Below are 25,761 nucleotides of genomic sequence, written 5' to 3'. Positions count from 1 at the left end.
GGGCAACGACCCGTCGGAGCCGCTACGTTTACCTTGATCTCCAGGTATCTTCAGGAGGCGTCGTGCTGGTCTGGCGTATCATTAGTTGGATGACGTTTACGGCGCAGTTTTTTCCAGATTTTGCTTTCCTGGCCGCGCCACAGCCGCTGAATATTATCGTGATGGCGCATCAGCACCAGACAGGAGAGCATGGCTACCGGAAAGGTGAACTGGGGTTTGAACCACCAGACATAGAACGGCGCAATCAGCGCGCTGATAATCGCGCCCAGCGAGGAATAGCCGCTTAGCAACACGGTCAGCAGCCAGGTGCCGGTCATCAACCCGGTTAAGTCCCAACCGATAGGTGCAATCGCGCCAAACGCTGTGGCGACCCCTTTGCCGCCACGGAAGCCAAAGAATATCGGGTAGATATGTCCCAGACAGGCGGCGATAGCGGTCAGGCCGAGATAGAGCGGTGAACTACCCAACGCGTAAGCGCCCCACACCGGCAGCATCCCCTTGAGGACATCGAAAACCAATACGGCGGCGGCAGCTGTTTTACCGCCAATGCGCAACACATTGGTGGCACCGGGGTTGCCGGAGCCTTGTTCGCGCGGATCGGGCAAACCAGCGATGCGGCAAATCAGAATCGCACTGGAGATCGAGCCACACAGATACGCGACGAGAATCATTCCGGGCGCGATAACACTCATAAACGGCTTCCGTTCAATAAAGGTCGTTTTAAGTTCAGTATCTGTGGATAATACGCACTTTCTGCCGGAAGTGGTATCCGGCGGCGGTAAAAACAGGGGATGACGTGATGGACATCGTTTTTATTGAAGAGCTTAGCGTAATCACCACTATCGGTGTTTATGACTGGGAACAAACCATCCAGCAGAAATTGATGTTCGATATCGAAATGGCCTGGGACAATCGTCCGGCAGCCGCCAGCGATAACGTAACGGATTGCCTGAGCTATGCCGACGTTAGTGACGCGGTGATTGAACTGGTCGAAGGTGGTCGTTTTGCGCTGGTGGAGCGGGTGGCGGAAGAGGTGGCAACCAGTCTGATGCAACGTTTCGGCATCCCCTGGTTGCGGCTGAAGGTCAGCAAGCCTGGCGCAGTGGCGCAGGCCCGTAGCGTGGGTGTGGTGATTGAGCGCGGTGTTCGTCCGTTGGCGTGAGTTGGGCTGCGATGATTAAACACAGACCCTTCTTAAAGTAATTAAAAGATAATATCTCTATTTTAAATTATGTCCTTAAGAGGGCATTATTTGATGCGCTTTACACGTTGCGGCTTGCTGATAGCAAGGCCGCTTTTTTATGTTGCAGGTGGGGGGTTTACGGTCGATGGCGGATCTGCATTCGTTGCTGGTGGCGTTCATTCTTGGGGTGGTGGAAGGGCTCACCGAATTTTTACCGGTGTCATCCACCGGGCATATGATTATCGTCGGTCACTGGTTGGGATTTGATGGAGACACCGCCAAGACCTTTGAGGTCATTATTCAGTTGGGGTCGATTCTGGCTGTGGTGGTGGTGTTCTGGCGACGGATGTTTGGGTTGATTGGCATTCATTTTGGTCAGGCTCCGCAGCATGAAGGGCGCGGAAAGGGGCATCTGACGTTGGCGCACATTGTGCTGGCGATGATCCCCGCCGTAGTGTTGGGGTTGGTGTTGCATGATGCCATCAAATCGCTGTTTAATCCGGTGACGGTCACTTATGCGCTGGTGGCCGGTGGCGTGCTGCTGCTGCTGGCGGAATGGCTCAAGCCCAAAAAACCTAAAGCGGAAGGGTTGGATGACATCAGCTATGTTCAGGCATTCCTGATTGGCTGTTTTCAGTGTCTGGCGTTGTGGCCGGGTTTCTCACGTTCCGGCGCGACCATTTCTGGCGGGATGTTGGTTGGGGTTGATCGTTATGCCGCTTCCGAGTTCTCCTTTATTCTTGCTGTGCCGATCATGCTTGGCGCGAGCGCGTTGGATTTGTACAAAAGCTGGCATTTTCTGTCGCTATCTGACCTGCCGATGTTTGCTACTGGTTTTGTGACCGCGTTTGTCGTGGCGATGATCGCGATTAAGACCTTCCTGCAATTGATTAAACGCGTCTCTTTTGTGCCGTTTGCTATTTATCGCTTCATCGTTGCAGCCTTGGTGTGGCTGGTGCTGATGTAATTATCGTCGCGATCACTCAAGGTATCCCGACGATAATCGCATGATGATTATAGCCCGGTAGCGTCGGCGCGCCGGGCTTTCCATTCCTCCAGTGCGGTGTGGCGACGGCGCTGCAACTCTTCTCTGATCGCGGCATGTTTGAACCCGGCTGCCACCACGTCTGCGCTGGTTATCTGGCTGGCGACAGCGAAGGCTTCGCGCAGATAGTCGCCCTGCGGATAGGGTTGTTGTTCCAGTCCGGCGCGTCCACGTGCGTCTGCTTCGCTGGTGAGGATCAACTGCTCCAGCCGATAGGGTTTACGCCAGACGTCAATAGCATCAAACAGTTTGAGCAGGGTTTTGGGCTGTAGCACTTGTACAGTGTGAATCAGGTCATGGTATTCGGCCACCAGACAGGCCAGATCGCGCAAGGCATTAGGTATTCGTAACCGCTGGCACAAAGCTTCCACCAGCGCCACGCCGGCCAGACCGTGGCCGTGGTGGCGCGGCCAGACTTCCGGTGGCGTCAAGCCTTTGCCGAGATCATGACACAGCGTTGCGAAGCGGACATCTATCGCTGGGCTGAGACGGGCGGCCATCGCCAGACTCATCATCACATGAATGCCGGTGTCGATTTCCGGATGCCATGTAGCAGGGGCCGGTACGCCATAAAGGCGATCCACTTCAGGAAACAGGACTGCCAGCGCGCCACAGTCGCGCAGTACCTGAAAATAGACCTGAGGGTTCTCGGTGCCGAGCGCTTTTTCCGTTTCTTTCCACACCCGTTCCGGCGTCAGGAAATCCAGTTCGCCGTTACGGGTCATGGCCTGCATCAGGTTCAGGGTTGCTTCGGCAATTTGAAAACCGAGGTGGGCGTAGCGGGCGGCGAAACGCGCGACTCGCAATACCCGGAGCGGGTCTTCGCTGAAAGCCTCGGAGACATGGCGCAGGAGCCGGTTTTGCAAATCATGCTGACCGCCGTATGGGTCGAACAACTGCCCGTCTTCATCCTGGGCGATAGCGTTGATAGTCAGATCGCGCCGTTGTAAATCTTCTTCCAGCGTAATGTCCGGTGTGGCCTGACAGATAAACCCGGTATACCCATTGCCGGATTTACGTTCAGTGCGTGCGAGCGCATACTCTTCTTTGGTTTCCGGGTGCAGGAAGACCGGGAAATCCCGTCCAACCTGTTGGTAGCCTTGTTGCAACAGCATTTCCGGCGTAGCGCCGACCACGACCCAGTCACGTTCAGTGACGAGCCTGCCCAACAGACCGTCACGCACTGCGCCCCCTACAAGATAAATCTTCAAACCCGGCTCCCGATGCTAAACTGTGTCAATAACTGGTATAATCACCAGTCGTAGCCAAGTTAGAGTTAACCGTAATCTGGTTATGGTTAACTCTAATTTTGGTTATTGTTGATGAACATCCTCTCGAACACAATCTCAGACACGACCTCGAAGACAATCGGGCATTGGGGCAACCAGTGATGTGGCATTCAGGGATTACCCCATCCAGCGTTCATTCTTTTTGCGTCGGGGCAACAGGTGCGGCAGCAGCAAACCCAACACCAGACCCGCACCCGCCACGCCGCCGCCGTACATGAACCACTGCATGATCAGCGTACGCTGTTTGTCGTCCAGTTGCAGGTTGGCTACTTCAAGTTTTTTTTGCGCGACGTCCAGTTGGGTTTTCAGCACCTGATTTTCTTTTTGTAACGCCTCGACAGTGCTGTCATGGGTAGCGACTTTTTGGCGCAGGTCGGCGGTGCGCTGTTTCCAGTCCTGATCAACGTTGTTGAGCTTGTCCGTCAGGTTTTTGACTTGATTCTCCAGTTCCGGGACACGGGTTTTCAGGCTGGGGGTCTGACGAAGTTGATCAAGCGCAATCCAACTGGTGCGGCCTTTGTCGTCACGAATCTGGGCGTAACCCGCGCTGTCATCGGTGCTGATAAGCTCGACGGCTTCGCCCGCGTTCAGGGTGCCGACGATACGGTATTGATTGCCCGGCCCACTGCGGGTGTAGGTGACAAGCTCGTCGGATATATAGCGTTTTTCTTGCGCATGGAGACCCAGGGTAGTGGACAACCCCAGGATGGCAGTGAAGAGTAAAGTTAATTTATTCATCATATTCAATATATTAAGTTCGCAGAGATTATGCAGTTAGCGCGCCCAGTCTGACGATGACGTTACTAAACCTGAATGAGAACAGTCTTACTCTTGATTACTCAATCTTGATTGAGCAATCAATGTGTTGCTTAACGCTTCATGGTGAATTCGAGGTGAAAAAGGCAAGGCGTATTCCGCTGCGAAAGAACACCGATTGCACAGGCTTTGCGAGCGCCTTCGCAGGGTAAACGCGCCGCCATGCCGTAACAGTGGCAACCTGCGATAAAATGTTATTTACTGGCGACATTTCTGCAATATCTGGTAGTGCAAGACGATGAGCGAAGAAATTGAATTAAAATTTATTGTTCACCCTGACGCGGTGGCGGCGATCAGACAAGGGCTGAAAAACTGGCAGAGCGATGTGGGGCACAGCAACCATCTGCATACCCATCAACTGGCGAATAGTTATTACGAAACGGCTGATGGATACCTGCGCCAGCATGGCATTGGGCTACGCATCCGGGGCGAAAATGGCCGCTATGAGATGACGGTGAAAACCGCGGGGAAAGTCGTGGGTGGGTTACATCAACACCCGGAATACAACGTGGAACTGCCTGGGCCGCATTTGAATCTTCATCTGTTGCCGGCGGAGATTTGGCCCGAAGGGTGCGACATTGAGGCGCTGGCTCAGGCGTTGCAGCCGCTGTTCAGCACTGATTTTCAGCGTGAAGCCTGGGTGGTGTCTCACCATCAAAGCCTGATTGAAATTGCTTTTGATCAGGGCCAAATCAGCGCGGGCGAATGGGTTGAACCGTTGTGTGAACTGGAGTTGGAGCTGAAAAATGGCCGTACTGAGGATCTGCTGGCGTTTGCTAATGAACTGTCTGATCTTGGTGGATTGCGGCAAGGGAGCCTGAGTAAAGCGGCCCGCGGCTATCATCTGGCGAAAGGTAATCCGGTTCGGCCTCGCTGCGAGCTGACGTTTTTGTCGGTGGAGCCGAAAATGACGCTCGATCAGGGGATTGCTGCCGGGCTGGAACATGCGCTCAGCCATTGGCAGTACCATGAAGAGCTATGGGTGCGTGGTGATGCCGCCGCGCGCCCGGCGTTGCTGGAGGCTGGCGCCATGATGCGGGAATTGCTGGTGCTGGTAGGCGGCGTGGTGCCACGCAAGGTGACCACAGAGTTTCGTGCGGCGCTGACCCATCTTGAAGCGGGTATCGAGCGTACGCAAGCGGCAGATACGCTCTGCTATAGCGCCGATTACCTGAAGGGCAAACTGATTCTGACCTCGTGGCTGGTAAGGCATGGCTGGCGCGGCTACATGGACAACCGCGAACTGATGCGCTTACAAAGCTCCTGGAAGCGTTTTGCCGACATCATGATGAGCCGTGCGTTGGCTGAATTAAAAGCCGTATTCAGTCATGCGCTGGATGCTTTGCATTACACCCAGCAATTGCCGCGCTTGCAGCGTGGGGTGTATACCTTTTTGCTGCTGGGGGGAAGCTATCCGCAAGCGGAAGCCATTCGTTATCTGCAGCCATGGCGCGAACTGATGCAACTGATTGAGGCGTTGTCCGCTGGCCAGGGCATACCAAATGCTCTGGAGCTTTGCCGTAAACAGGCGCTCGCTCAGCCGCCGTTCTGGCTGCACAGCGGCCAATAGTCCGGATTATCGCTATTCGGGGGCATCGGTACTGGAACCGTCGCTCCCCGGTTCAACTCGTATTGGGCTGCCTGACGGGGCAGCTGTGCAAGGATAACGCCATGACCTGTCATTCCGCATCATTATTTCCGCTCTCTGAACCGCTTACTGAGCAGGCACGCCACGAGATAGATCGCTTATTGGGGGCTGATCCAACGCCGATGGCTGATAGTGCTGCGGCAGTGCTGGCTTGCAGTGAATTTGTCAGCGAGTCATTGGCGCGTTGTCCGCAATGGCGGCAGGAGATAACCCAGTCCCCCCCGCAGCCTGAAGAATGGCGACAGTACGCCGATGGGTTGTCTCAGGCGTTGAACGAGGTTAGCGATGAGGCCGCGTTAATGAAGGCGTTGCGGCTGTTCCGCCGCCGCATTCTGACACGCATCGCCTGGGGGCAATGGTTGCAGCTCAGTACTACTGACGAGACATTGCAGCAATTGAGCGTACTGGCGGAGGCGCTGATCGTCGCTGCCCGTCAGTGGCTGTATGACGCCTGTTGCCGCGAGTGGGGCACGCCGTGTAATGAAGCGGGCGAACCACAGCCGTTGTTGATTTTGGGGATGGGAAAACTGGGCGGCGGGGAACTCAATTTTTCCTCGGACATCGATTTGATTTTCGCCTACCCGGAAAATGGTCATACCCGCGGTGGCCGCCGCGAACTGGATAACGCCCAGTTCTTCACCCGTCTCGGCCAGCGGCTGATCAAGGCGTTGGACCAGCCGACGATGGACGGTTTTGTTTATCGGGTGGACATGCGCCTGCGGCCATTTGGCGACAGTGGTCCGTTGGTGATGAGCTTTGCTGCGCTGGAAGACTATTATCAGGAACAAGGGCGTGACTGGGAACGGTATGCGATGGTCAAAGCCCGGTTGATGGGCGGCGATGACGACCATTACAGCCAGGAGCTGATCCGCATGTTACGGCCATTCGTGTTTCGCCGTTACATCGATTTCAGCGTTATTCAGTCGCTGCGCAACATGAAGAGTATGATCGCCCGCGAAGTGCGGCGGCGCGACCTGCGCAATAATATCAAGCTGGGGGCGGGCGGTATCCGCGAAGTGGAGTTCATCACTCAGGTATTTCAACTGATTCGCGGTGGTCGTGAGCCTGCGTTGCAGGGGCGCTCTCTGTTGCCGACGCTGGAGCAGGTGGGCGAGCTGGGGCTATTGACCCCGGCGCAGGCAGCCCAGTTGCGCGAGGCGTATCTGTTTTTACGTCGGCTGGAGAACCTGCTGCAATCCATTGCCGATGAACAAACGCAAACCCTGCCGGAAGACGCGCTTAATCAGGCGCGGCTGGCGTGGGGGATGTGCTGTGACGACTGGTCGCAACTAAGTGAACGCTTACATCAGCAGATGCAGGCGGTGCGTGCGGTGTTCCATGAGTTGATTGGCGATGATGCGCCTGATGGCAGCGAAACCCCGGAGCACAGCCATTACGGCAGTCTGTGGCAGGATGGTCTGGAGAGTGCCGATCTGTCGGCGTTGTCACCGGAACTGACTTCAGAAGTATGTGAGCGTTTGCTGACGCGGGTGGCCGATTTTCGTGCCGATTTATCCCGTCGCACTATCGGGCCGCGTGGCCGCGATGTGCTTGACCAATTGATGCCGGCATTGCTGGCGCAAGCCTGCAACCATGCTAATGCCGATGTTATCGTCGCGCGGTTGACGCCGCTGTTGCTGGGTATTGTGACCCGCACCACCTATCTGGAACTGTTGCTGGAGTCGCGCCCGGCGCTGACGCAACTGATCCGGCTGTGCGCCGTATCGCCAATGATTGCCAGTCAACTGGCGCGTTACCCGTTGCTGCTGGATGAGTTACTGGACCCCGCTAGTCTGTATCAACCCATCGCGCTGGATGCCTATACCGATGAATTGCGTCAATACCTGATGCGGGTGCCGGAAGACGATGAAGAGCAGCAACTGGAGGCATTGCGCCAGTTCAAGCAGGCACAGCATCTGCGTATTGCTGCGGCAGATATTGTCGGCGCGCTGCCCGTGATGAAAGTGAGCGATCACTTAACTTATCTGGCGGAAGCTATCATCGCTGCCGTAGTGCAGCAGGCGTGGAACCAGATGGTCGCACGTTACGGCCAGCCGGCTCATCTGCACGCTCAATCCGGGCGTGGGTTCGCCGTGGTGGGGTACGGCAAGCTGGGCGGCTGGGAGTTGGGCTACAGTTCCGACCTTGATTTGGTGTTTCTGATTGATTGTCCGGATAACGTGGTGACTGATGGCGAACGCAGCATCGATGGTCGTCAGTTTTATTTGCGGCTGGCGCAGCGTGTGATGCATCTGTTCAGCACCCGTACCTCGTCCGGCATTTTGTACGAGGTCGATGCCCGTTTACGTCCATCGGGAGCGGCGGGCATGTTGGTAAGCACCGTGGCGGCGTTCGATGATTATCAGCGCAACGAAGCCTGGACCTGGGAACATCAGGCGCTGGTTCGTGCGCGGGTCGTGTATGGCGAACCCGCCATTCAGCAGCAGTTTGAAGAGATTCGACAGCGAATTTTATGCCGTGAGCGAGACGGTGACGCGCTGCGTACTGAAGTCCGGGAAATGCGGGAAAAGATGCGCCAGCATCACGCCAGCAAAGACGCGGGTTTTGACATCAAGGCCGATGCTGGCGGCATTACCGATATCGAATTCATCGCGCAGTATCTGGTGTTGCGTTACTCGGCGCAGGAGCCGCGGTTGACACGCTGGTCCGATAACGTGCGTATTCTGGAATTGCTGGCTCGTCATGGCGTGATGGATGACGACGAGGCAGAGGCGCTACGGCTGGCCTACATTACCTTGCGCGATGAAATCCACCATTTGGCGTTGCAGGAGTTGCCTGGCCGGGTCGGCCAGGCGTGTTTCAGCAATGAGCGGCAGCAGATACAACAGAGTTGGAAGAAGTGGCTGGAATGAGGCGTGCTGCGCAATCGGCGCTGCTGGCTACCCGGTGAGTGTGGTAGTTGAGTGTGATAGTATAGCGCGCGTTAAAAATGAACCTGTTTTTGGAGCCAGGGAATGAAAGTAACGCTACCTGATTTTCGCCACGCCGGTGTTCTGGTTGTGGGTGACGTAATGCTGGACCGCTACTGGTACGGCCCAACCAGCCGTATTTCGCCGGAAGCGCCAGTGCCGGTGGTTAAGGTGGATACCATCGAAGAACGTCCCGGCGGTGCGGCCAACGTGGCAATGAATATCGCCGCGCTGGGCGCAGGGTCGCGTTTGGTGGGGTTGACCGGTATTGATGATGCCGCCCGCGCCCTGAGCGCCAAACTCAACGAAGTGAACGTCAAGTGCGACTTCGTTTCCGTTCCCACTCATCCCACCATTACCAAGCTGCGTGTGTTGTCGCGCAACCAGCAACTGATCCGCCTCGACTTTGAAGAAGGGTTCGACAGCGTAGATCCGCAGCCGATGATCGACCGCATCCAGCAGGCATTGCCGAAGATCGGCGCGTTGGTGCTGTCTGATTACGCTAAAGGCGCACTGGTGCATGTACAGACCATGATCCAGACGGCCAGAGCGGCTGGTGTGCCGGTGTTGATTGACCCGAAAGGCACCGATTTTAACCGCTATCGCGGTGCGACGCTGCTGACGCCAAACCTGTCGGAGTTCGAAGCGGTGGCCGGGCGCTGTAAAGATGAAAATGATCTGGTGGAACGCGGTATGAAACTGCTGGCAGAGCTGAGTCTCTCTGCGCTGCTGGTGACTCGCTCTGAGCAGGGGATGACGCTACTACAACCGGGCAAAGCGCCGTTGCACCTGCCGACGCAGGCGCAGGAAGTGTATGACGTTACCGGTGCGGGCGATACCGTGATTGGCGTGCTGGCGGCGGCGCTGGCGGCGGGCAAGCCGATGGAGGAAGCCTGCTTCCTCGCTAACGCGGCGGCTGGTGTTGTGGTCGGAAAACTCGGTACCTCCACGGTAACGCCGATTGAGCTGGAAAACGCTATTCGTGGTCGTGCTGATACCGGTTTTGGCGTGATGACTGAAGCACAACTGAAAGGTGCGGTGGCGCTGGCGCGTCAGCGTGGCGAAAAGGTCGTCATGACCAATGGGTGTTTTGATATTTTACACGCCGGGCACGTTTCCTATCTGGCTAATGCGCGCCGTCTGGGTGATCGCCTGATTGTAGCGGTAAACAGTGATGACTCCACCAAACGCCTGAAAGGGCCGAGTCGTCCGGTTAACCCGTTGACACAGCGGATGATTGTGCTGGGTGCGCTGGAAGCGGTGGACTGGGTGGTGGCGTTTGAAGAAGACACACCACAGCGCCTGATTAGCGAGGTGTTGCCGGATATTCTGGTGAAGGGCGGTGACTACAAGCCAGAAGACATTGCCGGCAGTAAAGAGGTCTGGGCCAATGGCGGCGAGGTGCGGGTGCTAAACTTTGAAGACGGTTGTTCGACCACCAATATCATCAACACCATCAAAGCCAGAGATTAACGGGCACGCTTATGCTGGAAAATGAGTCTAAGCCTGCTGACGATATCGCTACTGTTTCGGTGCAGATTGAGGCGCTGCGCGCCCAACTGCGCTATCACGAATACAAATACCACGTCGATGATGCGCCGGAAATTCCCGACGCAGAATACGACAACCTGATGAATGCGCTGAAAATGTTGGAGCAGGCGCATCCTGAACTGGTGACGCCCGATTCGCCGACCCAGCGAGTCGGCGCTGCACCGCTGGATGCGTTTGATACGGTAGCGCATGACGTGCCGATGCTGTCGCTGGATAACGTCTTTGACGAGGCCAGTTTTCTGGCATTCTGCAAGCGCATCAATGATCGGTTGAAAAACGATGGCGAACTGACGTTTTGCTGCGAGTTAAAGCTTGATGGGCTGGCGGTCAGCCTGCTGTATGAAAATGGTGTGCTGGTACGCGCCGCGACACGCGGCGACGGCACGACCGGCGAGAATATTACCGCCAATATTCGTACCATCGGCGCGATTCCGTTACGCCTGCACGGCGATAATATTCCAGCGCGGCTGGAAGTACGCGGTGAAGTGTTCATGAAACACAAGGGGTTCGAAGCCCTGAATGCGGACGCGCGTCGTACCGGCGGCAAGGTATTCGCTAACCCGCGTAATGCTGCTGCCGGTTCGTTGCGTCAGTTGGACCCACGTATCACCGCCACTCGCCCCTTGACCTTCCTGTGCTATGGCGTTGGGGTGGTGGAAGGCGGAACCCTGCCGGATACCCACTGGCAGCGGCTGATGCAGTTCCGTGAATGGGGGCTGCCGGTCAGTGAACGCATTCGTCTGTGCACCGGCAGTGATGCGGTGCTGGACTTCTACCGTCAGGTGGAGCACGAGCGCGAAACGCTGGGGTTCGATATCGATGGTGTGGTGATCAAAGTCAACGAGCTGGCGTTGCAGGAGCGGCTGGGCTTTGTGGCGCGTGCGCCGCGCTGGGCGGTGGCATTCAAGTTTCCGGCTCAGGAGCAATTGACCTGGTTGCGAGACGTTGAGTTTCAGGTTGGCCGTACCGGTGCGATTACGCCGGTGGCGCGGCTGGAGCCGGTGACCGTCGCTGGCGTGGTGGTGAGTAACGCCACGCTGCACAATGCGGATGAAATCGAACGTCTGGGGGTTCAGATTGGCGATCGGGTTGCCGTTCGTCGCGCAGGGGACGTGATTCCGCAGATAGTGAGCGTCGTGCTGTCTGAGCGCCCGGCGGATGCCCGCCCGGTGGTGTTTCCGCCTCAATGCCCGGTGTGCGGGTCTGATGTGGAGAGGGTCGAAGGCGAGGCCGTTGCTCGCTGTACTGGCGGCCTGTTCTGCGGCGCGCAGCGTAAAGAAGCGCTGAAGCACTTTGTTTCTCGTCGTGCGCTGGATGTCGAAGGCATGGGCGATAAGATCATCGACCAGTTGGTAGAGAAAGAGTACGTCAAGACACCCGCGGATTTGTTTCGTCTGGATATCGGTATTCTTACACGACTGGATCGCATGGGGTCGAAGTCGGCGCAGAATCTGGTGAATGCGCTGAGCAAAGCCAAGTCCACCACGTTTGCTCGTTTCTTGTATGCGTTAGGTATCCGGGATGTGGGTGAGGCGACGGCGGCGAATCTGGCGGCGCATTTCGGTACGCTGGACGCGTTGCAAGCCGCCGATCTGGAAGCGTTGCAACAAGTGCAGGATGTCGGCATTGTAGTTGCGACGCATGTGCGCAACTTTCTTGATGAGGCGCACAATCAGCAGGTGATTCAGGAATTGATTGGCGATGATGTCGGTATTCACTGGCCAGACCCGGTAATAGTGGATGTTGAGGCGTCAAACAGTCCGTTTGCCGGTAAAACAGTGGTATTGACTGGCTCGCTGAGTGTGCTGTCTCGTGATGAAGCCAAAGATCGCCTCACGGCGCTAGGGGCGAAGGTGAGTGGCAGTGTGTCGAAGAAAACCAATCTGGTCATCGCTGGCGAAGCGGCGGGTTCCAAGCTGACCAAAGCACAGGAACTGGGTATTGAGGTCATTGATGAAGCGGAGATGATGCGTCTGCTGGGGTAAAGGTAATGCAAAAAGAGGATCTGCTGGCGATAGCCAATACGCCGATGCCATTTGGCAAATATAAAGGCCGTATGCTGATCGACTTACCGGAAGAGTACCTCTTGTGGTTCGCCCGCAAGGGCGAATTTCCGGCAGGGCGGTTAGGTGAACTGATGCAGATTACGCTGACTATCAAGATGGAAGGGTTACAAGGGCTGGTGAAGCCGCTGCGCCGCCCAACACCTTGATATCAGTAACCTGACAGGTATTGATGGTGCTGGTAATTCGCCGGTGCTGGCACCGTTTTTAGCAAATAAAAAAGCATCATGAATCATCAGGATACATGATGCTTTTATTCATACCAGACAATATTCAGACAGCGAAAAAATTAGATGTAAATATTAACGCTGTTTTCATCCGTCGGCATGTTGACGCCTTCTTTGGGCGTAGACGACTGAATTGCAGAGGTACCTGACTGCTGAGCCTGTTGTGTTTTCTGCTGTTGCAACTGTTGGATTTGTGCCTGAATTTGTTGGATTTGCGCCTGAATCATCTTTTGCTGTTGCTCCAGCAACTGGCGCTCTTCATCCGTTTTTGTTTCTGTCATCTGCTGAGTCAGCTTGGTCGCTTGTTTGGTCAGCGATTGAATTTCCTTGTTTAACTGGGAAATCTGCTGATCAACATTGGCGCTATTACTGCTGCCTGATGATGCAGAAACGGCCGATGTTGCTGAGCCGATAGAACCTGCCATAAACTCCTCCTGAAAATAGCCATAATGGCTACACTGTTATCGGCATCGCACCGCGATAGCCTTATAGGTTTTTCGATTTCCTGACGAAGTGGATACAAATATGTCCGGATGGTAATGGTTTCTCAGATGATAGATATCAACCAAACTGCCAACGTGTTTTAGCCTTTCCCTGTTGGGTACTCAGCAAAGATAAGGGATTGCTATGCTGTTGTTTTGTTACTTACCAAAAAAACAGCCCACCGGGTTGCCAGTGGGCTGAGTTTTCGAACTTAACCTATCAGATGTAGATGTCGATAGCATGTTCAGCTGACGGACGGTTAACGCCTTCAACCGGTCTGATCATCGGTTTGCTTTCTTGCGGTGGCGGCACCTGCTGGTTTTGCAGTTGTGCAATCTGCCCCTGCATCACAACAATCTGAGCCTGCATCGATTGCTGCTGTCCATTAATCGTGGTTTCCTGCTGCTTCTTGGTGCTTTCACCCGATGCCTCATCGGCTTTCAGGTTTTGCAGATTACGCTCAGAAACCTTCTGTTCCGTGTTGGTTTCGACGCTGGTGGATGCTGGCACCGGCATCACTGCAAACGCAGAGCTGGTAATTGGACTCAGCATACATCCTCCTGATTAGTAGTCTGGGCAGGGGACTATCCCTGCTATCTCTATTATCGGCACCCGGCACGATATTATGAGTGATTATTAACCAAAAAGTGCGTTCTGGCTACTCTATTGTCCTGAGTGATGGGGTAAGGAATTGTATCTTTATGCCTGATATTATTTCCCATAAACATTAATGGCGTCGGTTAGCCGCACCGCCTGTCTGCTGAGGTTGGTGGCGAATTCCGCTGATTGATCAACCATCTCGGTATTACCGGCGGTCATCTGCTCAATTTGGGCGATAGAACCGTTGATCAGTGACAACGCTGCAGTTTGCTCACGAGTGGCGTTGCTGATCTCGCTGATCATGCTTGCCACTTGCTGCACATCGTTGACGATGTCCTGAATATGTTTGCCTGCTTTGTCTACCAGTGCGCTACCCGTTTCAACGCTGGTCATGTTGGCGTCGATCAAGGTTTTGATTTCGCGGGCAGCAGACGCGGAATGCTGCGCCAGATTGCGAACTTCCGCCGCCACAACGGCAAAACCACGCCCTTCTACGCCGGCACGCGCTGCTTCTACCGCCGCATTGAGTGCCAGAATGTTGGTCTGAAAGGCGATGCTGTCGATAACGCCGATGATATCGACGATTTTTCGGCTGGCGTTTGAAATGGAGTCCATCATATCCACGGCCTCGGCCATGATATCGCCGCCTTCGCCAGCGGACTGGCTGGCATGTTGCGCCATCTGGGTGGCTTGTGTGGCGGTGTCTGCGCTTTGTTGTACTGCTACGGTAATCTGTTCGATAGCCGCTGCTGTCTGCTGCAGATTAGCGGAGGTTTCCTCGGTGCGTGTGCTCAGATCATGGTTGCCATCGGCCAGTTGTTGGCTGATGCTGTTGATGCCAGCCACCTGTGTGCTGACATCATCCACCAGTGAATGCAGGTTGAGGCCGAATTGGTTGACCACCCGTAACAGCAGCCCAACTTCATCCACCCGGTTGAGATGGATACTGTCTGCCCGGCGACCAGATACGACCTGTTGTGCCTGACCCAGGATCAAACGCAGCGGATTGGCGATTTGTTGTTGCAGAAACTGGTCGAGTACTACCATCAACAGCAGAATCGAGATGAGCGATGTTGTTGTGCCAATGCCCAGCAGGATGAGAGCCAGCGGCATTAAACCGCCGAGCAATACGGCCAGTCGTAAGCGCCAGCGTACCGATAACCGCTGGAACAGCGACAAAACCGAGAACAGCCCGGTTCGGACTACCAGCCCTTTGTAAAACCCTAGATGACGAGCTTGTTTATTCTGTACTGCTTCATACAGCGGTTCAACAGCGCGAATTTCTTCTGCCTTGGGGGTATTGCGTACCGAAATATAGCCGGTGAGTTGATTATGGTGATAGACCGGCGTGACGTTGGCGCGTACCCAGTAATGATCGCCGTTTTTGCGACGGTTTTTGACCAGTCCGGTCCAACTGTCGCCTTGTTGCAGCGTGTACCACATGTCGGCGAAGGCTTCGGTGGGCATATCCGGATGACGCACAATATTGTGGGGGGTTCCCATCAGTTCGTGCTCATCAAATCCACTGACGCGAATAAACGCGGAGTTGGCATAAGTGATGTTGCTTTTAACATCCGTGGTTGACATTAATGTAGTGCCGTCATCCAACAGGTATTCTTGTTGTGTAATAGGTGTATTAACCCGCATTGAAAACCCCGATGCTGTGTGTCAGTTATGTCAGTGATGTAGAGAAGGGCCAGGGTGTGAGCACGGCCTGATTAATCACACAAATTCAGAACTTATCCCACAAGGTTATTTTGCTTGCCATTTTAGTGCAGGACAGTGCTCAACATCCTCACGTACGCTGTACGTTCGGGGGGGACGTGCTGTCAATGTCCATGCTGGCTGCGACATTACACCTGATGGGGTAGAGTCTGGAGGTGTGTTAAATCATCGTTTTTATTTTTTAACTCAAGGTTAAAAGATACGAAAAAAGGGCGCTTCAAATTGCAAAGCATCCCTGAGCAAACTTATTCTTTTTTTTTCAGGTGGGGAATTTATGCTTTGGGTCTTTGTGTTGTCAATCAAATCATTTTTTGAACAGCATTTTTTTTAACTACTCTTTATTTGTTAATTATTGTTCGGTTTTTCCTTAATGATGTCATTACAATAAGAACGTTTTGTTAACATAGCTGACAAGAATGTCGTTCTGAAAAATAGAAGGAAATAAGGCGACTTATTAAATAAAATTAAATGATGATGTAATAAAAGAGACGGAAAGTTATTTTTCTATCGAAAATAAATTCACGTGAGTTATATACCCTAAATAATTCGAGTTTCAGGAAGGCGGCAAGGGAAGGAATCCCGATGAGCTTACTCAGGTAAGTGATTCGGGTGACTGAGCGCAGCCAATGCACCTGTAACTTGAAGTATGACGGGTATATGTCGAATTAATGTCATTGCTTTAAACAGTAATAGGTGGAAAGTGGCGGGTGAAAAATAGTGTAAAAACATTCGCCACTGGATGTTTCATCCAGTGGCGAATGCGTGGCTAACGAATAATGCGTGTATCAGGTAACCGGTGCCGGGTTAAACACCGACAGTGCGTTGTGTAAACCCCATTGATCAGACCAGGTTTTTTTCCTGCCGCTGGCGATATCCAGAATAAAATGGAATAACTGCCAGCCCACATCTTCAATGGTTGCTTCGCCGGTAGCGATGGTGCCGGCGTTGATATCCATCAGGTCATGCCAGCGTTCCGCCAGCGCCGTACGGGTCGCCATCTTGATGACCGGCACCGCTTTCAGCCCGTAAGGGGTGCCGCGCCCGGTGGTGAACACCTGAACAGTGATGCCGGAAGCCAGTTGCTGCGTACCGCACACAAAGTCGCTGGCTGGCGTGGCTGCGTAAATCAGCCCGCGTTTGGTCGGACGTTGACCTGGCGACAGCACTTCGACGATGGCGCTGGTGCCGGATTTAGCAATAGACCCCAAGGCTTTTTCCACCACATTCGCCAGCCCACCTTTTTTGTTGCCGGGCGATGGGTTAGCGCTGCGGTCAGTCTTGCCGCTGTCCAGATAGTCGTCATACCAGGCCATCTCTTCCAGCAGACGTTTCCCTACCTCTTCATTGATGGTACGTGGCGTGAGTAGATGAATGGCGTCGCGTACTTCGGTGACTTCGGAAAACATCACCGTAGCGCCGCAACGCACCAGCAGATCAGACGCGAATCCTACCGCCGGGTTGGCGGTCACACCGGAAAACGCGTCGCTGCCGCCACATTGCATACCGACTACCAGTTCAGATGCCGGCACCGTTTCGCGCGTGCGGCGGTTGAGCTGTTGCAGATGCTTATCTGCCATAGCCAGAATATCGTCCACCATCGATTTGAAACCGATATGGTGTTCATCTTGCAATCGCACAATACTGGTATCGTCCAGCGAAATGGCCTGTACATCCGGCGTGCCTTGCAGCAGGCGTTCTGGCTGGAGTTTTTCGCAGCCCAGCCCGACCACCAGCACTTCGCCGCCGAAATTCGGATTGAGCGCCAGATTGTGGATGGTGCGGATAGGCACAACGGCGGCTGGGGCATTGATCGCCACACCGCAGCCATACAGATGGTTCAGCGCGACTACGCCGTCTACGTTAGGATAACGGGGCAGTAGGTCACGCTCTATCAGGTTGACGACATAATCCACCACACCGGCAACGCAGTGGACGCTGGTAGTAATGCCGAGCAGGTTTTTGGTGCCGACGCTACCGTCCGGATTACGGTAGCCTTCGAAGGTATACCCTTCCAGCGGCGGTAGTGTTGGCGGAACCCTGGTTGCCAGCGGCAGCGTTTCCAGCGCCGGCGCCGTGGGCAATTCCACCAGCGATTCATCGATCCAACTGCCGCGGACGATGTCCCTGAGGGCGTAGCCGATGATTTCGCCATAACGGACGATAGGCGCTCCGAGGGCGATATCGCGTAATGCGACCTTGTGGCCTTGCGGTACGTGTTCTTTCAGTTCCAGACCGCAACTGAATCGGGTACCGGCTTTCAGACCATTATTGTTGACGACAATGGCAACATTGTCAGACTCATGAACCTTGATATAAAGCGGCCGTTCATCGGCCACACCCGTTGTTGTATTATCTGACATGGTGCTAACCTTCATGAGTTATAACGCTGGTTAAAGCTATAAATTGGTTAAAGCTATAAATTGGTTAAAGCTATAAATTGGTTAAAGCTATAACGTGCGGTTTATTTTCACTGTCGCTGCTAATAATGACTTTGCTCGGCATCAGTATAGGTGGGCTTTCTGCCGCCATGCATTATGCAATTGACTGACATCCTGACGCGCTGTGCTTAATTTCTCTGGCGAAGAAACAATAGGCAGTGAGACCTGTCACATTATTCCGTCCGTTGACTTATTCCCTCCTTATTCTGACCGTCGCGCTTTGTGACTGAAGTGGCAAAAGCCGGTGTTTTCGTGAAATGACTCCCAAATGATTGGGCGATTGCTGCAACTCGTGTTGTTGATAGTGGTGATTGTTGGGCGCTTGTCCAGTGAGGCGTGCAGACGCGCCCTTTATAATCACTCCCAGAAGTCGAAGAGGTCTCGTGGTTTATTTTTGCTGTTCTGCTTTTTCTTTGCTCAAGTTTCAAACCATTACCGACTCTTGATTTCATTCTGGTAACTCAACCCTACGCAAGTGTGGTTATTTGGAATGAATGAGCTAACCGCTATCTAAAAGTAGGAGTTCATCATGAATACCGTCAGCACAGCAGCCGGCGTATTACAAAAGAAAACCAACGCCCGTTACTGGATTGTCGTGATACTGTTTATCGTCACGTCATTCAATTATGGCGACCGCTCTACGATTTCCATCGCCGGTTCCGCCATGTCCAAAGATATTGGTCTTGATGCAGTGGGCATGGGCTATATCTTCTCTGCATTTTCCTGGGCTTATGTGATAGGTCAAATTCCCGGCGGCTGGCTGCTAGACCGCTTTGGTTCCAAGCGCGTCTACTTCTGGAGCATCTTCTCCTGGTCGTTGTTTACCCTGCTGCAAGGGTTTGTAGATATTTTCCACGGCTCAGCCATCGTGATTTCGTTGTTTATGCTGCGTTTCATGGTGGGATTGTGCGAATCCCCATCTTTCCCCGGTAACAGCCGTATTGTGGCGGCCTGGTTCCCGGCGCAGGAGCGTGGCACCGCGGTCGCCATTTTCAACTCCGCACAGTACTTCGCCACCGTTATCTTTGCGCCCATTATGGGTTGGCTGACGCATGAAGTGGGTTGGGCACATGTGTTCTGGTTTATGGGGGGGCTTGGCATCATCATCGCTTTCCTGTGGCAGAAGGTCATTCATGACCCGAAAGATCATCCCGGCGTGAATAAGGCTGAACTGGAGTACATCGAAGCGGGCGGCGCACTGGTCAATATGGATGCATTAGCGACGAAAAAATCGGTCGCTCGCGGCGAGAAATGGCACCAGATTAAACAATTGCTGACTTCCCGCATGATGATGGGCGTCTATCTCGGTCAATACTGCATCAATGCGCTGACTTACTTCTTTATTACCTGGTTCCCGGTGTATCTGGTGCAGGCGCGCGGCATGTCGATTCTGAAAGCCGGTTTTGTTGCGTCGATCCCAGCCATTTGCGGATTTGTCGGCGGCGTGCTGGGCGGGGTGATTTCCGATTACCTGATGCGCCGTACCCAGTCACTCACCCTTGCCCGTAAAACGCCGATTGTGCTGGGAATGCTGCTGTCCATGTCGATGGTGATTTGTAACTACGTCACCACGGAATGGGTGGTGATTGCGGTGATGGCGGCGGCGTTCTTCGGTAAAGGTATTGGTGCGCTGGGCTGGGCGGTGATGGCGGATACCGCGCCGAAAGAAATCAGCGGCTTGAGCGGCGGTCTGTTCAATATGTTCGGCAATATCTCCGGCATCGTTACGCCGATTGCCATCGGCTATATCGTCGGTGTGACCGGCTCCTTTAATGGCGGGCTGGTATATGTGGGCGTTCATGCGTTCGTCGCTATTCTGAGCTTCCTGTTCATCGTGCAGGACATCAAACGTATCGAACTGAAACCTTATAAACCCCAGTGATGAAGAGTAAGGACGAGCACATGAACAGTACGCAAGATACCCCCGTCATTACCGACATGAAAGTCATCCCCGTCGCGGGTTATGACAGCATGTTGCTCAATATTGGCGGTGCTCACGGGGCCTATTTCACCCGCAATATCGTGATGTTGACAGATAACGCCGGCCACACCGGCGTGGGAGAGGCGCCGGGCGGCGAGGTGATTTACAACACGCTGACGGCGGCGATCCCTCAGGTGGTAGGGGCGCAGGTGGCGCGTATGAACCATCTGGTACATCAGGTTCACAAAGGCAACCAGTCTTCGGATTTCGACTCGTTCGGCAAAGGCGCCTGGACATTCGAATTGCGGGTCAACGCTGTCGCCGCATTGGAAGCCGCCCTGCTGGACTTGCTGGGGCAGCACCTGAATGTGCCTGTCGCCGAATTGCTGGGGCCGGGTAAACAGCGTGATGAAGTCACGGTACTGGGCTACCTGTTCTATATCGGCGATCGTACTAAAACCGATTTGCCTTATCTGGAAGGCGAACAGGGTAAACACCCGTGGTATCACCTGCGTCACCAGCAGGCAATGAACAGCGATGCCGTGGTGCGACTGGCGGAAGCGGCGGCTGATCGCTACGGTTTTAAAGACTTCAAGCTGAAAGGCGGCGTGCTGCCGGGCGAACTGGAAATCGACACCGTGAAGGCGTTGAAAAAGCGCTTCCCGGATGCCCGCATCACGGTAGACCCGAATGGCGCTTGGTTGCTCGATGAAGCGATCCGCTTATGCAAAGGCCTGAACGGTGTGCTGACTTACGCCGAAGACCCCTGTGGCGCGGAGCAGGGCTTCTCTGGCCGTGAAGTGATGGCGGAGTTCCGCCGTGCCACCGGGCTGCCGGTCGCCACCAACATGATTGCCACCAACTGGCGCGAGATGAACCACGCGGTGATGTTGCAGGCGGTGGATATACCGCTGGCGGACCCGCATTTCTGGACCATGCACGGCGCGGTGCGGGTGGCGCAACTGTGTGACGAATGGGGCCTGACCTGGGGTTGTCACTCTAATAACCACTTCGACATTTCGCTGGCGATGTTCACCCATGTGGGCGCGGCGGCACCCGGCAAGCCGACCGCTATCGACACGCACTGGATCTGGCAGGAAGGACAGCACCTGACTAAAGAGCCGCTGCAAATCGTTAACGGCAACATCAAGGTGCCGGAACGGCCGGGACTGGGCATTGAGCTGGATATGGAACAGGTAATGAAAGCCCATGAACTGCATAAAAAACTGCCGAGCGGCGCACGCAATGACGCCGCAGCGATGCAGTACCTGATCCCCGGCTGGACATTTGATCGCAAACGCCCGGTATTCGGACGTGAATTACCTAAGAATTCAACGTTTTAACAGAAGGAAACTACCATGACGTCGCAAAGTTCCACCCCGGTTATTACCAGTATGCAGGTGATTCCTGTTGCCGGGCACGACAGCATGTTGCTGAACCTCAGCGGGGCGCACGCGCCGTACTTCACCCGTAATATCGTGATACTCAAGGATAACGCGGGTCATACCGGTGTGGGGGAAATTCCTGGCGGTGAGAAAATTCGTCAGACGCTGGAAGATGCCGCTGCGCTGGTGGTCGGCAAAACGCTGGGTGAATATAAAAATGTGATGACGGCGGTACGCAACCAGTTTGCCGACCGCGATGCCTCTGGTCGTGGTCTGCAAACCTTCGACCTGCGCACCACCATTCATGTGGTGACCGGCATTGAAGCCGCGATGCTGGATTTGCTGGGGCAGTTCCTGAACGTACCGGTGGCCGCGTTGTTAGGCGATGGTCAGCAGCGTGATGCGGTAGAAATGCTCGGTTATCTGTTCTACATCGGTGATCGCAACAAAACTGACCTGCCGTACCAGAGCCAGCCGGATGAGCAATGCGACTGGTATCGCCTGCGCCACGAAGAAGCGCTGACGCCGGAAACGGTGGTGCGTCTGGCAGAAGCCGCGTACGAGAAATACGGCTTCAACGATTTCAAACTCAAAGGCGGCGTGCTGGCGGGCAGCGAAGAGGCTGAAGCGGTTACCGCGCTGGCTAAACGCTTCCCACAAGCGCGCATTACGCTCGACCCGAACGGTGCCTGGTCGCTGGAAGAGGCGATTCGTCTGGGCAAACAACTGCGCGGCGTGCTGGCTTACGCTGAGGACCCATGCGGCGCTGAGCAGGGTTTTTCTGGCCGTGAAGTGATGGCCGAGTTCCGCCGCGCCACCGGGCTGCCCACTGCCACCAACATGATCGCCACCGACTGGCGTCAGATGGGGCACACCATTTCCCTGCAATCGGTGGATATCCCGCTGGCGGACCCGCACTTCTGGACCATGCAGGGTTCGGTGCGCGTAGCACAGATGTGCCATGAATGGGGCCTGACCTGGGGTTCTCACTCCAATAACCACTTTGATATTTCACTGGCGATGTTCACCCACGTGGCTGCGGCAGCGCCGGGCCGTATTACTGCCATTGATACGCACTGGATTTGGCAGGAGGGCAACCAGCGTCTGACCAAAGCGCCGTTGCAGATTGTCGGCGGTATGGTCGAAGTACCGAAGAAACCGGGACTGGGCGTCGAGCTGGATATGGAACAGGTGATGAAGGCCCATGAGCTGTATAAAAACATGGGGCTGGGCGCACGTAACGACGCCGTTGGGATGCAGTACCTGATCCCTAACTGGACGTTTGATAACAAGCGCCCTTGTCTGGTTCGTTAATCCATCGTTGTTGGTTAATTATCGTAGGTCGTTAATGAAGAGTGCCGCTTCATCCGGGGCGGTGCGATAAAGAGTAAGGACAAAACATGAAGACGCCACTGTTGCCTAACCCATTTCGCCAGAATTTACGCCAGGGAAACACCCTGATCGGTTGCTGGTGTGCGCTGGCTAATCCGATTTCTACCGAGGTATTGGGGCTGGCAGGGTTCGACTGGCTGGTACTGGACGGCGAGCACGCGCCGAACGACATCAACACCTTTATTCCACAACTGATGGCGCTCAAAGGCAGCCACAGCGCGCCGGTGGTGCGTCCGCCTTGTAATGAGCCGGTGATTATCAAGCGTTTGCTGGATATCGGTTTTTACAACTTCCTGATCCCTTTTGTGGAAACCGAAGAAGAGGCGGTTCGCGCCGTGGCGTCAACGCGTTATCCGCCAGCGGGTATTCGCGGCGTGTCGGTCGGTCATCGCAGCAATGCCTACGGCACCGAGCCGAACTATTTTGCCACCATTAACGACAACATCACTGTGCTGGTGCAGATAGAAACCCAGGAAGGGGTGGACAATCTGGATGCGATTGCCGCGGTTGATGGCGTTGATGGCATTTTCGTCGGTCCGGGTGACCTGTCGGCGGCGTTGGGGTACCTGGGCCAGCCTAACCATCCGGAAGTGCAGAAAGTGATTCGTCACATTTTTGAACGTGCGGCTGCCCACGGCAAACCGAGTGGCATTCTGGCGCCGGTGGAAGCGGATGCCCGTCGTTATCTGGAATGGGGCGCGCGTTTTGTCGCGGTCGGTAGCGATCTGGGGGTGTTCCGCGGCGCTACGCAGGCATTGTGCGACAAATTTAAAAAGTAATTCGGATGAATCAGGGCCACATCGGCCATCAACATATCTGACCATGTCACTGAATGGACAACGAGGTTATTGCAATGAAAATTGGTTTTATTGGACTGGGCATCATGGGAAAACCGATGAGTAAAAACCTGATTAAAGCGGGTTATTCATTGGTGGTGCTGGACAGAAATAGCGAAGCAGTCGCTGAAGTGATTGCCACGGGCGCCACCTCGGCGGCCACACCGAAAGCGGTTGCAGAACAGAGCGATATCGTCATTACCATGCTGCCGAACTCACCTCACGTGAAAGAAGTGGTGCTGGGCGAAAACGGTGTGATCGAAGGCGCACGCAAAGGTACGGTCGTTATCGACATGAGTTCCATCGCGCCGCTGGCCAGCCGTGAAATTGCTGCCGCACTGGCGGAAAAAGGCGTCGATATGCTGGACGCGCCGGTCAGCGGCGGCGAGCCGAAAGCCATCGACGGTACCTTGTCGGTGATGGTGGGCGGCGATAAAGCGGTGTTTGACCGTTGCTATGAGGTGATGAAGGCGATGGCCGGCTCGGTGGTGCACACTGGTGATATCGGCGCAGGCAACGTTACCAAGCTGGCAAATCAGGTCATTGTGGCGCTGAATATCGCTGCTATGTCCGAAGCACTGGTGCTGGCAACCAAAGCCGGCGTGAATCCGGATCTGGTATATCAGGCGATTCGTGGTGGTCTGGCAGGCAGCACCGTGCTGGATGCCAAAGCGCCGATGGTAATGGACCGCAACTTCAAACCCGGTTTCCGTATCGATCTCCACATTAAAGATTTGGCTAACGCACTGGATACCTCTCACGGCATCGGGGCACAACTGCCGCTGACCGCTGCGGTGATGGAAATGATGCAGGCGCTGAAAGCCGATGATCTGGGTGGTGCCGATCACAGTGCGCTGGCTCGTTATTATGAGAAGCTGGCGAAAGTGGAAGTCACTCGGTAGTCGATAGGGCGGCGTCGGCGTCAGGCGCATCGCCGCCCGGTTGACGGAACATTTTTGACTAGCGCCGGTTCTGCAGCGCGGGTAGTTGATGACGCGAGTCGTTTATGAAAATAGTTATCGCACCGGATTCTTACAAAGAGAGCTTATCTGCCCAGGAAGTGGCGACGCAGATTGAGGCTGGTTTCCGGGAAGTATTCCCTGAGGCCAGCTACGTAAAACTGCCGGTCGCTGATGGGGGAGAGGGAACCGTGGAGGCCATGGTGGCGGCAACCCGCGGTAAAATCATCAGAGTGAACGTCACCGGTCCGCTAGGCGATGATATCGACGCCTTTTTCGGGCTGTCAGGGGATGAAAAAACGGCGTTCATCGAAATGGCGGCCGCCAGCGGGTTGGAGCGTGTGCCGCCGCACCTGCGTAATCCGCTGTTGACCACCAGCTATGGCACCGGCGAGTTGATTCGCAGCGCGCTGGACCATGGCGTTCGCCATTGCATTATCGGCATCGGCGGCAGCGCCACCAATGATGGCGGTGCGGGGATGGTGCAGGCGCTGGGCGTACAGTTGCTGGATGACGCCAGGCAGCCGATAGGGTTTGGCGGCGCGGAGCTGGCGCGGCTGGCGCACATTGATACCTGCTCACTGGACCCACGCGTTCGGCAGTGTCGGTTTGAGGTGGCGTGCGATGTCACCAATCCGCTGACCGGCAGACTGGGGGCGTCCGCGGTATTCGGTCCGCAAAAAGGCGCGAGTGAAGCGATGGTGGAACAGCTGGATCAGGCATTGCAGCATTATGCGGGGATCATCCGCCACGATTTAGACATCGATGTCGAGCAGGTGCCGGGCGCAGGCGCGGCTGGCGGCATGGGTGCGGCGTTGCTGGCGTTCTGCGGCGCGGAATTACGCCGCGGTATTGAGATTGTCACCGAGGCGTTGGGACTGGATGAACTGGTCCGGGACGCATCGCTGGTGATCACTGGCGAAGGCCGTATCGACAGCCAGACCATCCACGGCAAAGTGCCGATTGGCGTGGCGTCTGTCGCCAAACGTTACCACAAACCGGTGATCGGCATTGCCGGCAGCCTGACGGCTGATGTGGGCGTGGTACACCACCATGGGCTTGATGCCGTATTCAGCGTGCTCTATAACATCTGCTCGCTGGAGGAGGCACTGGATAACGCTGCCGACAACGTAAGAATGACGGCGCGCAATATTGCCGCCACCATCAAACTGGCGCAGGCGATGGCCTGATCAAGCTATTTTCTGTCAGCATGACGACTGTCCGTCGGCATGACGGCTGACCCACCAACCGGCAGGCGCTGCCTTTGCGT

At 55.0% G+C, this 25,761-nt stretch carries 20 protein-coding genes; 13 read left to right on the top strand and 7 right to left on the bottom strand.

What is annotated here, in order from left to right; genetic code table 11:
* Positions 1–50: 50 nt before the first annotated feature.
* Positions 51–692, bottom strand: coding sequence for a glycerol-3-phosphate 1-O-acyltransferase PlsY (gene plsY / locus Dpoa2040_RS12020; RefSeq protein ID WP_168641390.1), 642 nt, complete (start codon positions 690–692; stop codon positions 51–53).
* A gap of 107 nt (positions 693–799) precedes the next feature.
* Here plsY and folB point away from each other — a divergent pair, with 107 nt between their 5' ends.
* Together folB and bacA are read left to right on the top strand one after the other, a co-directional pair.
* Positions 800–1,162: a bifunctional dihydroneopterin aldolase/7,8-dihydroneopterin epimerase gene (folB, locus tag Dpoa2040_RS12015; protein ID WP_042872523.1), complete on the top strand. Its 363-nt coding sequence runs from the start codon at positions 800–802 to the stop codon at positions 1,160–1,162.
* Positions 1,163–1,328: 166 nt separating this feature from the next.
* A complete protein-coding gene (gene bacA, locus Dpoa2040_RS12010; protein ID WP_042872520.1) occupies positions 1,329–2,150 on the top strand; it encodes an undecaprenyl-diphosphate phosphatase in 822 nt (273 codons plus the stop codon).
* Positions 2,151–2,197: 47 nt separating this feature from the next.
* Here the strand turns inward: bacA and Dpoa2040_RS12005 are convergent, their stop codons facing one another.
* Positions 2,198–3,439 (bottom strand): multifunctional CCA addition/repair protein, encoded by a 1,242-nt coding sequence (locus Dpoa2040_RS12005; protein WP_042872519.1) that lies wholly within the window; start codon positions 3,437–3,439, stop codon positions 2,198–2,200.
* 195 nt (positions 3,440–3,634) lie between these two features.
* The gene (locus Dpoa2040_RS12000; protein WP_168641389.1) at positions 3,635–4,255 is read right to left on the bottom strand and encodes a TIGR04211 family SH3 domain-containing protein; all 621 of its coding nucleotides are present in this window, start codon (positions 4,253–4,255) and stop codon (positions 3,635–3,637) included.
* 316 nt (positions 4,256–4,571) lie between these two features.
* On the opposite strand from Dpoa2040_RS12000, the gene Dpoa2040_RS11995 reads away from it, so the two are divergent.
* The 5 genes from Dpoa2040_RS11995 to Dpoa2040_RS11975 all read left to right on the top strand — a co-directional run bounded on the left by Dpoa2040_RS11995 (position 4,572) and on the right by Dpoa2040_RS11975 (position 12,674).
* On the top strand, positions 4,572–5,903 hold the full coding sequence (locus tag Dpoa2040_RS11995) for an inorganic triphosphatase (RefSeq protein WP_168641388.1): 1,332 nt from the start codon (positions 4,572–4,574) through the stop codon (positions 5,901–5,903).
* A 101-nt stretch (positions 5,904–6,004) separates the two neighbouring features.
* On the top strand, positions 6,005–8,854 hold the full coding sequence (glnE, locus tag Dpoa2040_RS11990; protein WP_168641387.1) for a bifunctional [glutamate--ammonia ligase]-adenylyl-L-tyrosine phosphorylase/[glutamate--ammonia-ligase] adenylyltransferase: 2,850 nt from the start codon (positions 6,005–6,007) through the stop codon (positions 8,852–8,854).
* Positions 8,855–8,956: 102 nt separating this feature from the next.
* Complete coding sequence (gene hldE / locus Dpoa2040_RS11985) at positions 8,957–10,384, top strand: bifunctional D-glycero-beta-D-manno-heptose-7-phosphate kinase/D-glycero-beta-D-manno-heptose 1-phosphate adenylyltransferase HldE (RefSeq protein ID WP_042872509.1); 1,428 nt, start codon at positions 8,957–8,959, stop codon at positions 10,382–10,384.
* Between the two features lie 11 nt (positions 10,385–10,395).
* Complete coding sequence (ligA, locus tag Dpoa2040_RS11980; RefSeq protein WP_168641386.1) at positions 10,396–12,447, top strand: NAD-dependent DNA ligase LigA; 2,052 nt, start codon at positions 10,396–10,398, stop codon at positions 12,445–12,447.
* A 5-nt stretch (positions 12,448–12,452) separates the two neighbouring features.
* A complete protein-coding gene (locus Dpoa2040_RS11975) occupies positions 12,453–12,674 on the top strand; it encodes a DUF3820 family protein (protein ID WP_042872507.1) in 222 nt (73 codons plus the stop codon).
* A 140-nt stretch (positions 12,675–12,814) separates the two neighbouring features.
* Here the strand turns inward: Dpoa2040_RS11975 and Dpoa2040_RS11970 are convergent, their stop codons facing one another.
* The 4 genes from Dpoa2040_RS11970 to garD all read right to left on the bottom strand — a co-directional run bounded on the left by Dpoa2040_RS11970 (position 12,815) and on the right by garD (position 17,935).
* Entirely contained in the window at positions 12,815–13,177 is a 363-nt protein-coding gene (locus Dpoa2040_RS11970; RefSeq protein ID WP_168641385.1) for a FlxA-like family protein, read from the bottom strand.
* A 277-nt stretch (positions 13,178–13,454) separates the two neighbouring features.
* Positions 13,455–13,787, bottom strand: a complete 333-nt coding sequence (locus tag Dpoa2040_RS11965) for a FlxA-like family protein (protein WP_042872503.1) — start codon at positions 13,785–13,787, stop codon at positions 13,455–13,457.
* A gap of 159 nt (positions 13,788–13,946) precedes the next feature.
* A complete protein-coding gene (locus Dpoa2040_RS11960) occupies positions 13,947–15,482 on the bottom strand; it encodes a PAS domain-containing methyl-accepting chemotaxis protein (protein ID WP_168641384.1) in 1,536 nt (511 codons plus the stop codon).
* 863 nt (positions 15,483–16,345) lie between these two features.
* The gene (gene garD, locus Dpoa2040_RS11955; protein WP_168641383.1) at positions 16,346–17,935 is read right to left on the bottom strand and encodes a galactarate dehydratase; all 1,590 of its coding nucleotides are present in this window, start codon (positions 17,933–17,935) and stop codon (positions 16,346–16,348) included.
* 592 nt (positions 17,936–18,527) lie between these two features.
* On the opposite strand from garD, the gene Dpoa2040_RS11950 reads away from it, so the two are divergent.
* The 6 genes from Dpoa2040_RS11950 (at position 18,528) to Dpoa2040_RS11925 (ending at position 25,681) form a co-directional block, all read left to right on the top strand.
* On the top strand, positions 18,528–19,880 hold the full coding sequence (locus Dpoa2040_RS11950; protein WP_146411075.1) for an MFS transporter: 1,353 nt from the start codon (positions 18,528–18,530) through the stop codon (positions 19,878–19,880).
* Positions 19,881–19,900: 20 nt separating this feature from the next.
* Positions 19,901–21,262, top strand: coding sequence for an enolase C-terminal domain-like protein (locus tag Dpoa2040_RS11945; RefSeq protein WP_168641382.1), 1,362 nt, complete (start codon positions 19,901–19,903; stop codon positions 21,260–21,262).
* A gap of 15 nt (positions 21,263–21,277) precedes the next feature.
* Positions 21,278–22,618, top strand: a complete 1,341-nt coding sequence (gene gudD, locus Dpoa2040_RS11940; protein WP_042872494.1) for a glucarate dehydratase — start codon at positions 21,278–21,280, stop codon at positions 22,616–22,618.
* A gap of 86 nt (positions 22,619–22,704) precedes the next feature.
* A complete protein-coding gene (gene garL / locus Dpoa2040_RS11935) occupies positions 22,705–23,475 on the top strand; it encodes a 2-dehydro-3-deoxyglucarate aldolase (RefSeq protein WP_168641381.1) in 771 nt (256 codons plus the stop codon).
* Between the two features lie 68 nt (positions 23,476–23,543).
* A complete protein-coding gene (garR, locus tag Dpoa2040_RS11930) occupies positions 23,544–24,434 on the top strand; it encodes a 2-hydroxy-3-oxopropionate reductase (RefSeq protein ID WP_168641576.1) in 891 nt (296 codons plus the stop codon).
* Between the two features lie 104 nt (positions 24,435–24,538).
* Complete coding sequence (locus Dpoa2040_RS11925; protein ID WP_168641380.1) at positions 24,539–25,681, top strand: glycerate kinase; 1,143 nt, start codon at positions 24,539–24,541, stop codon at positions 25,679–25,681.
* Positions 25,682–25,761: the final 80 nt, after the last annotated feature.

This window comes from Dickeya sp. CFBP 2040 (assembly GCF_012273755.1).
Taxonomy (GTDB): domain Bacteria; phylum Pseudomonadota; class Gammaproteobacteria; order Enterobacterales; family Enterobacteriaceae; genus Dickeya; species Dickeya poaceiphila.
The sequence above is the reverse complement of the archived record's forward strand: the minus strand, read 5'-3'. Positions and strand labels throughout refer to the sequence as shown.

Excerpts from the sequence above, each read along its gene's own strand:
- plsY (WP_168641390.1), bottom strand. The coding sequence starts at position 692 with ATGAGTGTTATCGCGCCCGGAATGATTCTCGTCGCGTATCTGTGTGGC.
- folB (WP_042872523.1), top strand. The coding sequence starts at position 800 with ATGGACATCGTTTTTATTGAAGAGCTTAGCGTAATCACCACTATCGGT.
- bacA (WP_042872520.1), top strand. The coding sequence starts at position 1,329 with ATGGCGGATCTGCATTCGTTGCTGGTGGCGTTCATTCTTGGGGTGGTG.
- Dpoa2040_RS12000 (WP_168641389.1), bottom strand. The coding sequence starts at position 4,255 with ATGAATAAATTAACTTTACTCTTCACTGCCATCCTGGGGTTGTCCACT.
- Dpoa2040_RS11995 (WP_168641388.1), top strand. The coding sequence starts at position 4,572 with ATGAGCGAAGAAATTGAATTAAAATTTATTGTTCACCCTGACGCGGTG.
- glnE (WP_168641387.1), top strand. The coding sequence starts at position 6,005 with ATGACCTGTCATTCCGCATCATTATTTCCGCTCTCTGAACCGCTTACT.
- hldE (WP_042872509.1), top strand. The coding sequence starts at position 8,957 with ATGAAAGTAACGCTACCTGATTTTCGCCACGCCGGTGTTCTGGTTGTG.
- ligA (WP_168641386.1), top strand. The coding sequence starts at position 10,396 with ATGCTGGAAAATGAGTCTAAGCCTGCTGACGATATCGCTACTGTTTCG.
- Dpoa2040_RS11975 (WP_042872507.1), top strand. The coding sequence starts at position 12,453 with ATGCAAAAAGAGGATCTGCTGGCGATAGCCAATACGCCGATGCCATTT.
- Dpoa2040_RS11970 (WP_168641385.1), bottom strand. The coding sequence starts at position 13,177 with ATGGCAGGTTCTATCGGCTCAGCAACATCGGCCGTTTCTGCATCATCA.
- Dpoa2040_RS11965 (WP_042872503.1), bottom strand. The coding sequence starts at position 13,787 with ATGCTGAGTCCAATTACCAGCTCTGCGTTTGCAGTGATGCCGGTGCCA.
- Dpoa2040_RS11960 (WP_168641384.1), bottom strand. The coding sequence starts at position 15,482 with ATGCGGGTTAATACACCTATTACACAACAAGAATACCTGTTGGATGAC.
- garD (WP_168641383.1), bottom strand. The coding sequence starts at position 17,935 with ATGAAGGTTAGCACCATGTCAGATAATACAACAACGGGTGTGGCCGAT.
- Dpoa2040_RS11950 (WP_146411075.1), top strand. The coding sequence starts at position 18,528 with ATGAATACCGTCAGCACAGCAGCCGGCGTATTACAAAAGAAAACCAAC.
- Dpoa2040_RS11945 (WP_168641382.1), top strand. The coding sequence starts at position 19,901 with ATGAACAGTACGCAAGATACCCCCGTCATTACCGACATGAAAGTCATC.
- gudD (WP_042872494.1), top strand. The coding sequence starts at position 21,278 with ATGACGTCGCAAAGTTCCACCCCGGTTATTACCAGTATGCAGGTGATT.
- garL (WP_168641381.1), top strand. The coding sequence starts at position 22,705 with ATGAAGACGCCACTGTTGCCTAACCCATTTCGCCAGAATTTACGCCAG.
- Dpoa2040_RS11925 (WP_168641380.1), top strand. The coding sequence starts at position 24,539 with ATGAAAATAGTTATCGCACCGGATTCTTACAAAGAGAGCTTATCTGCC.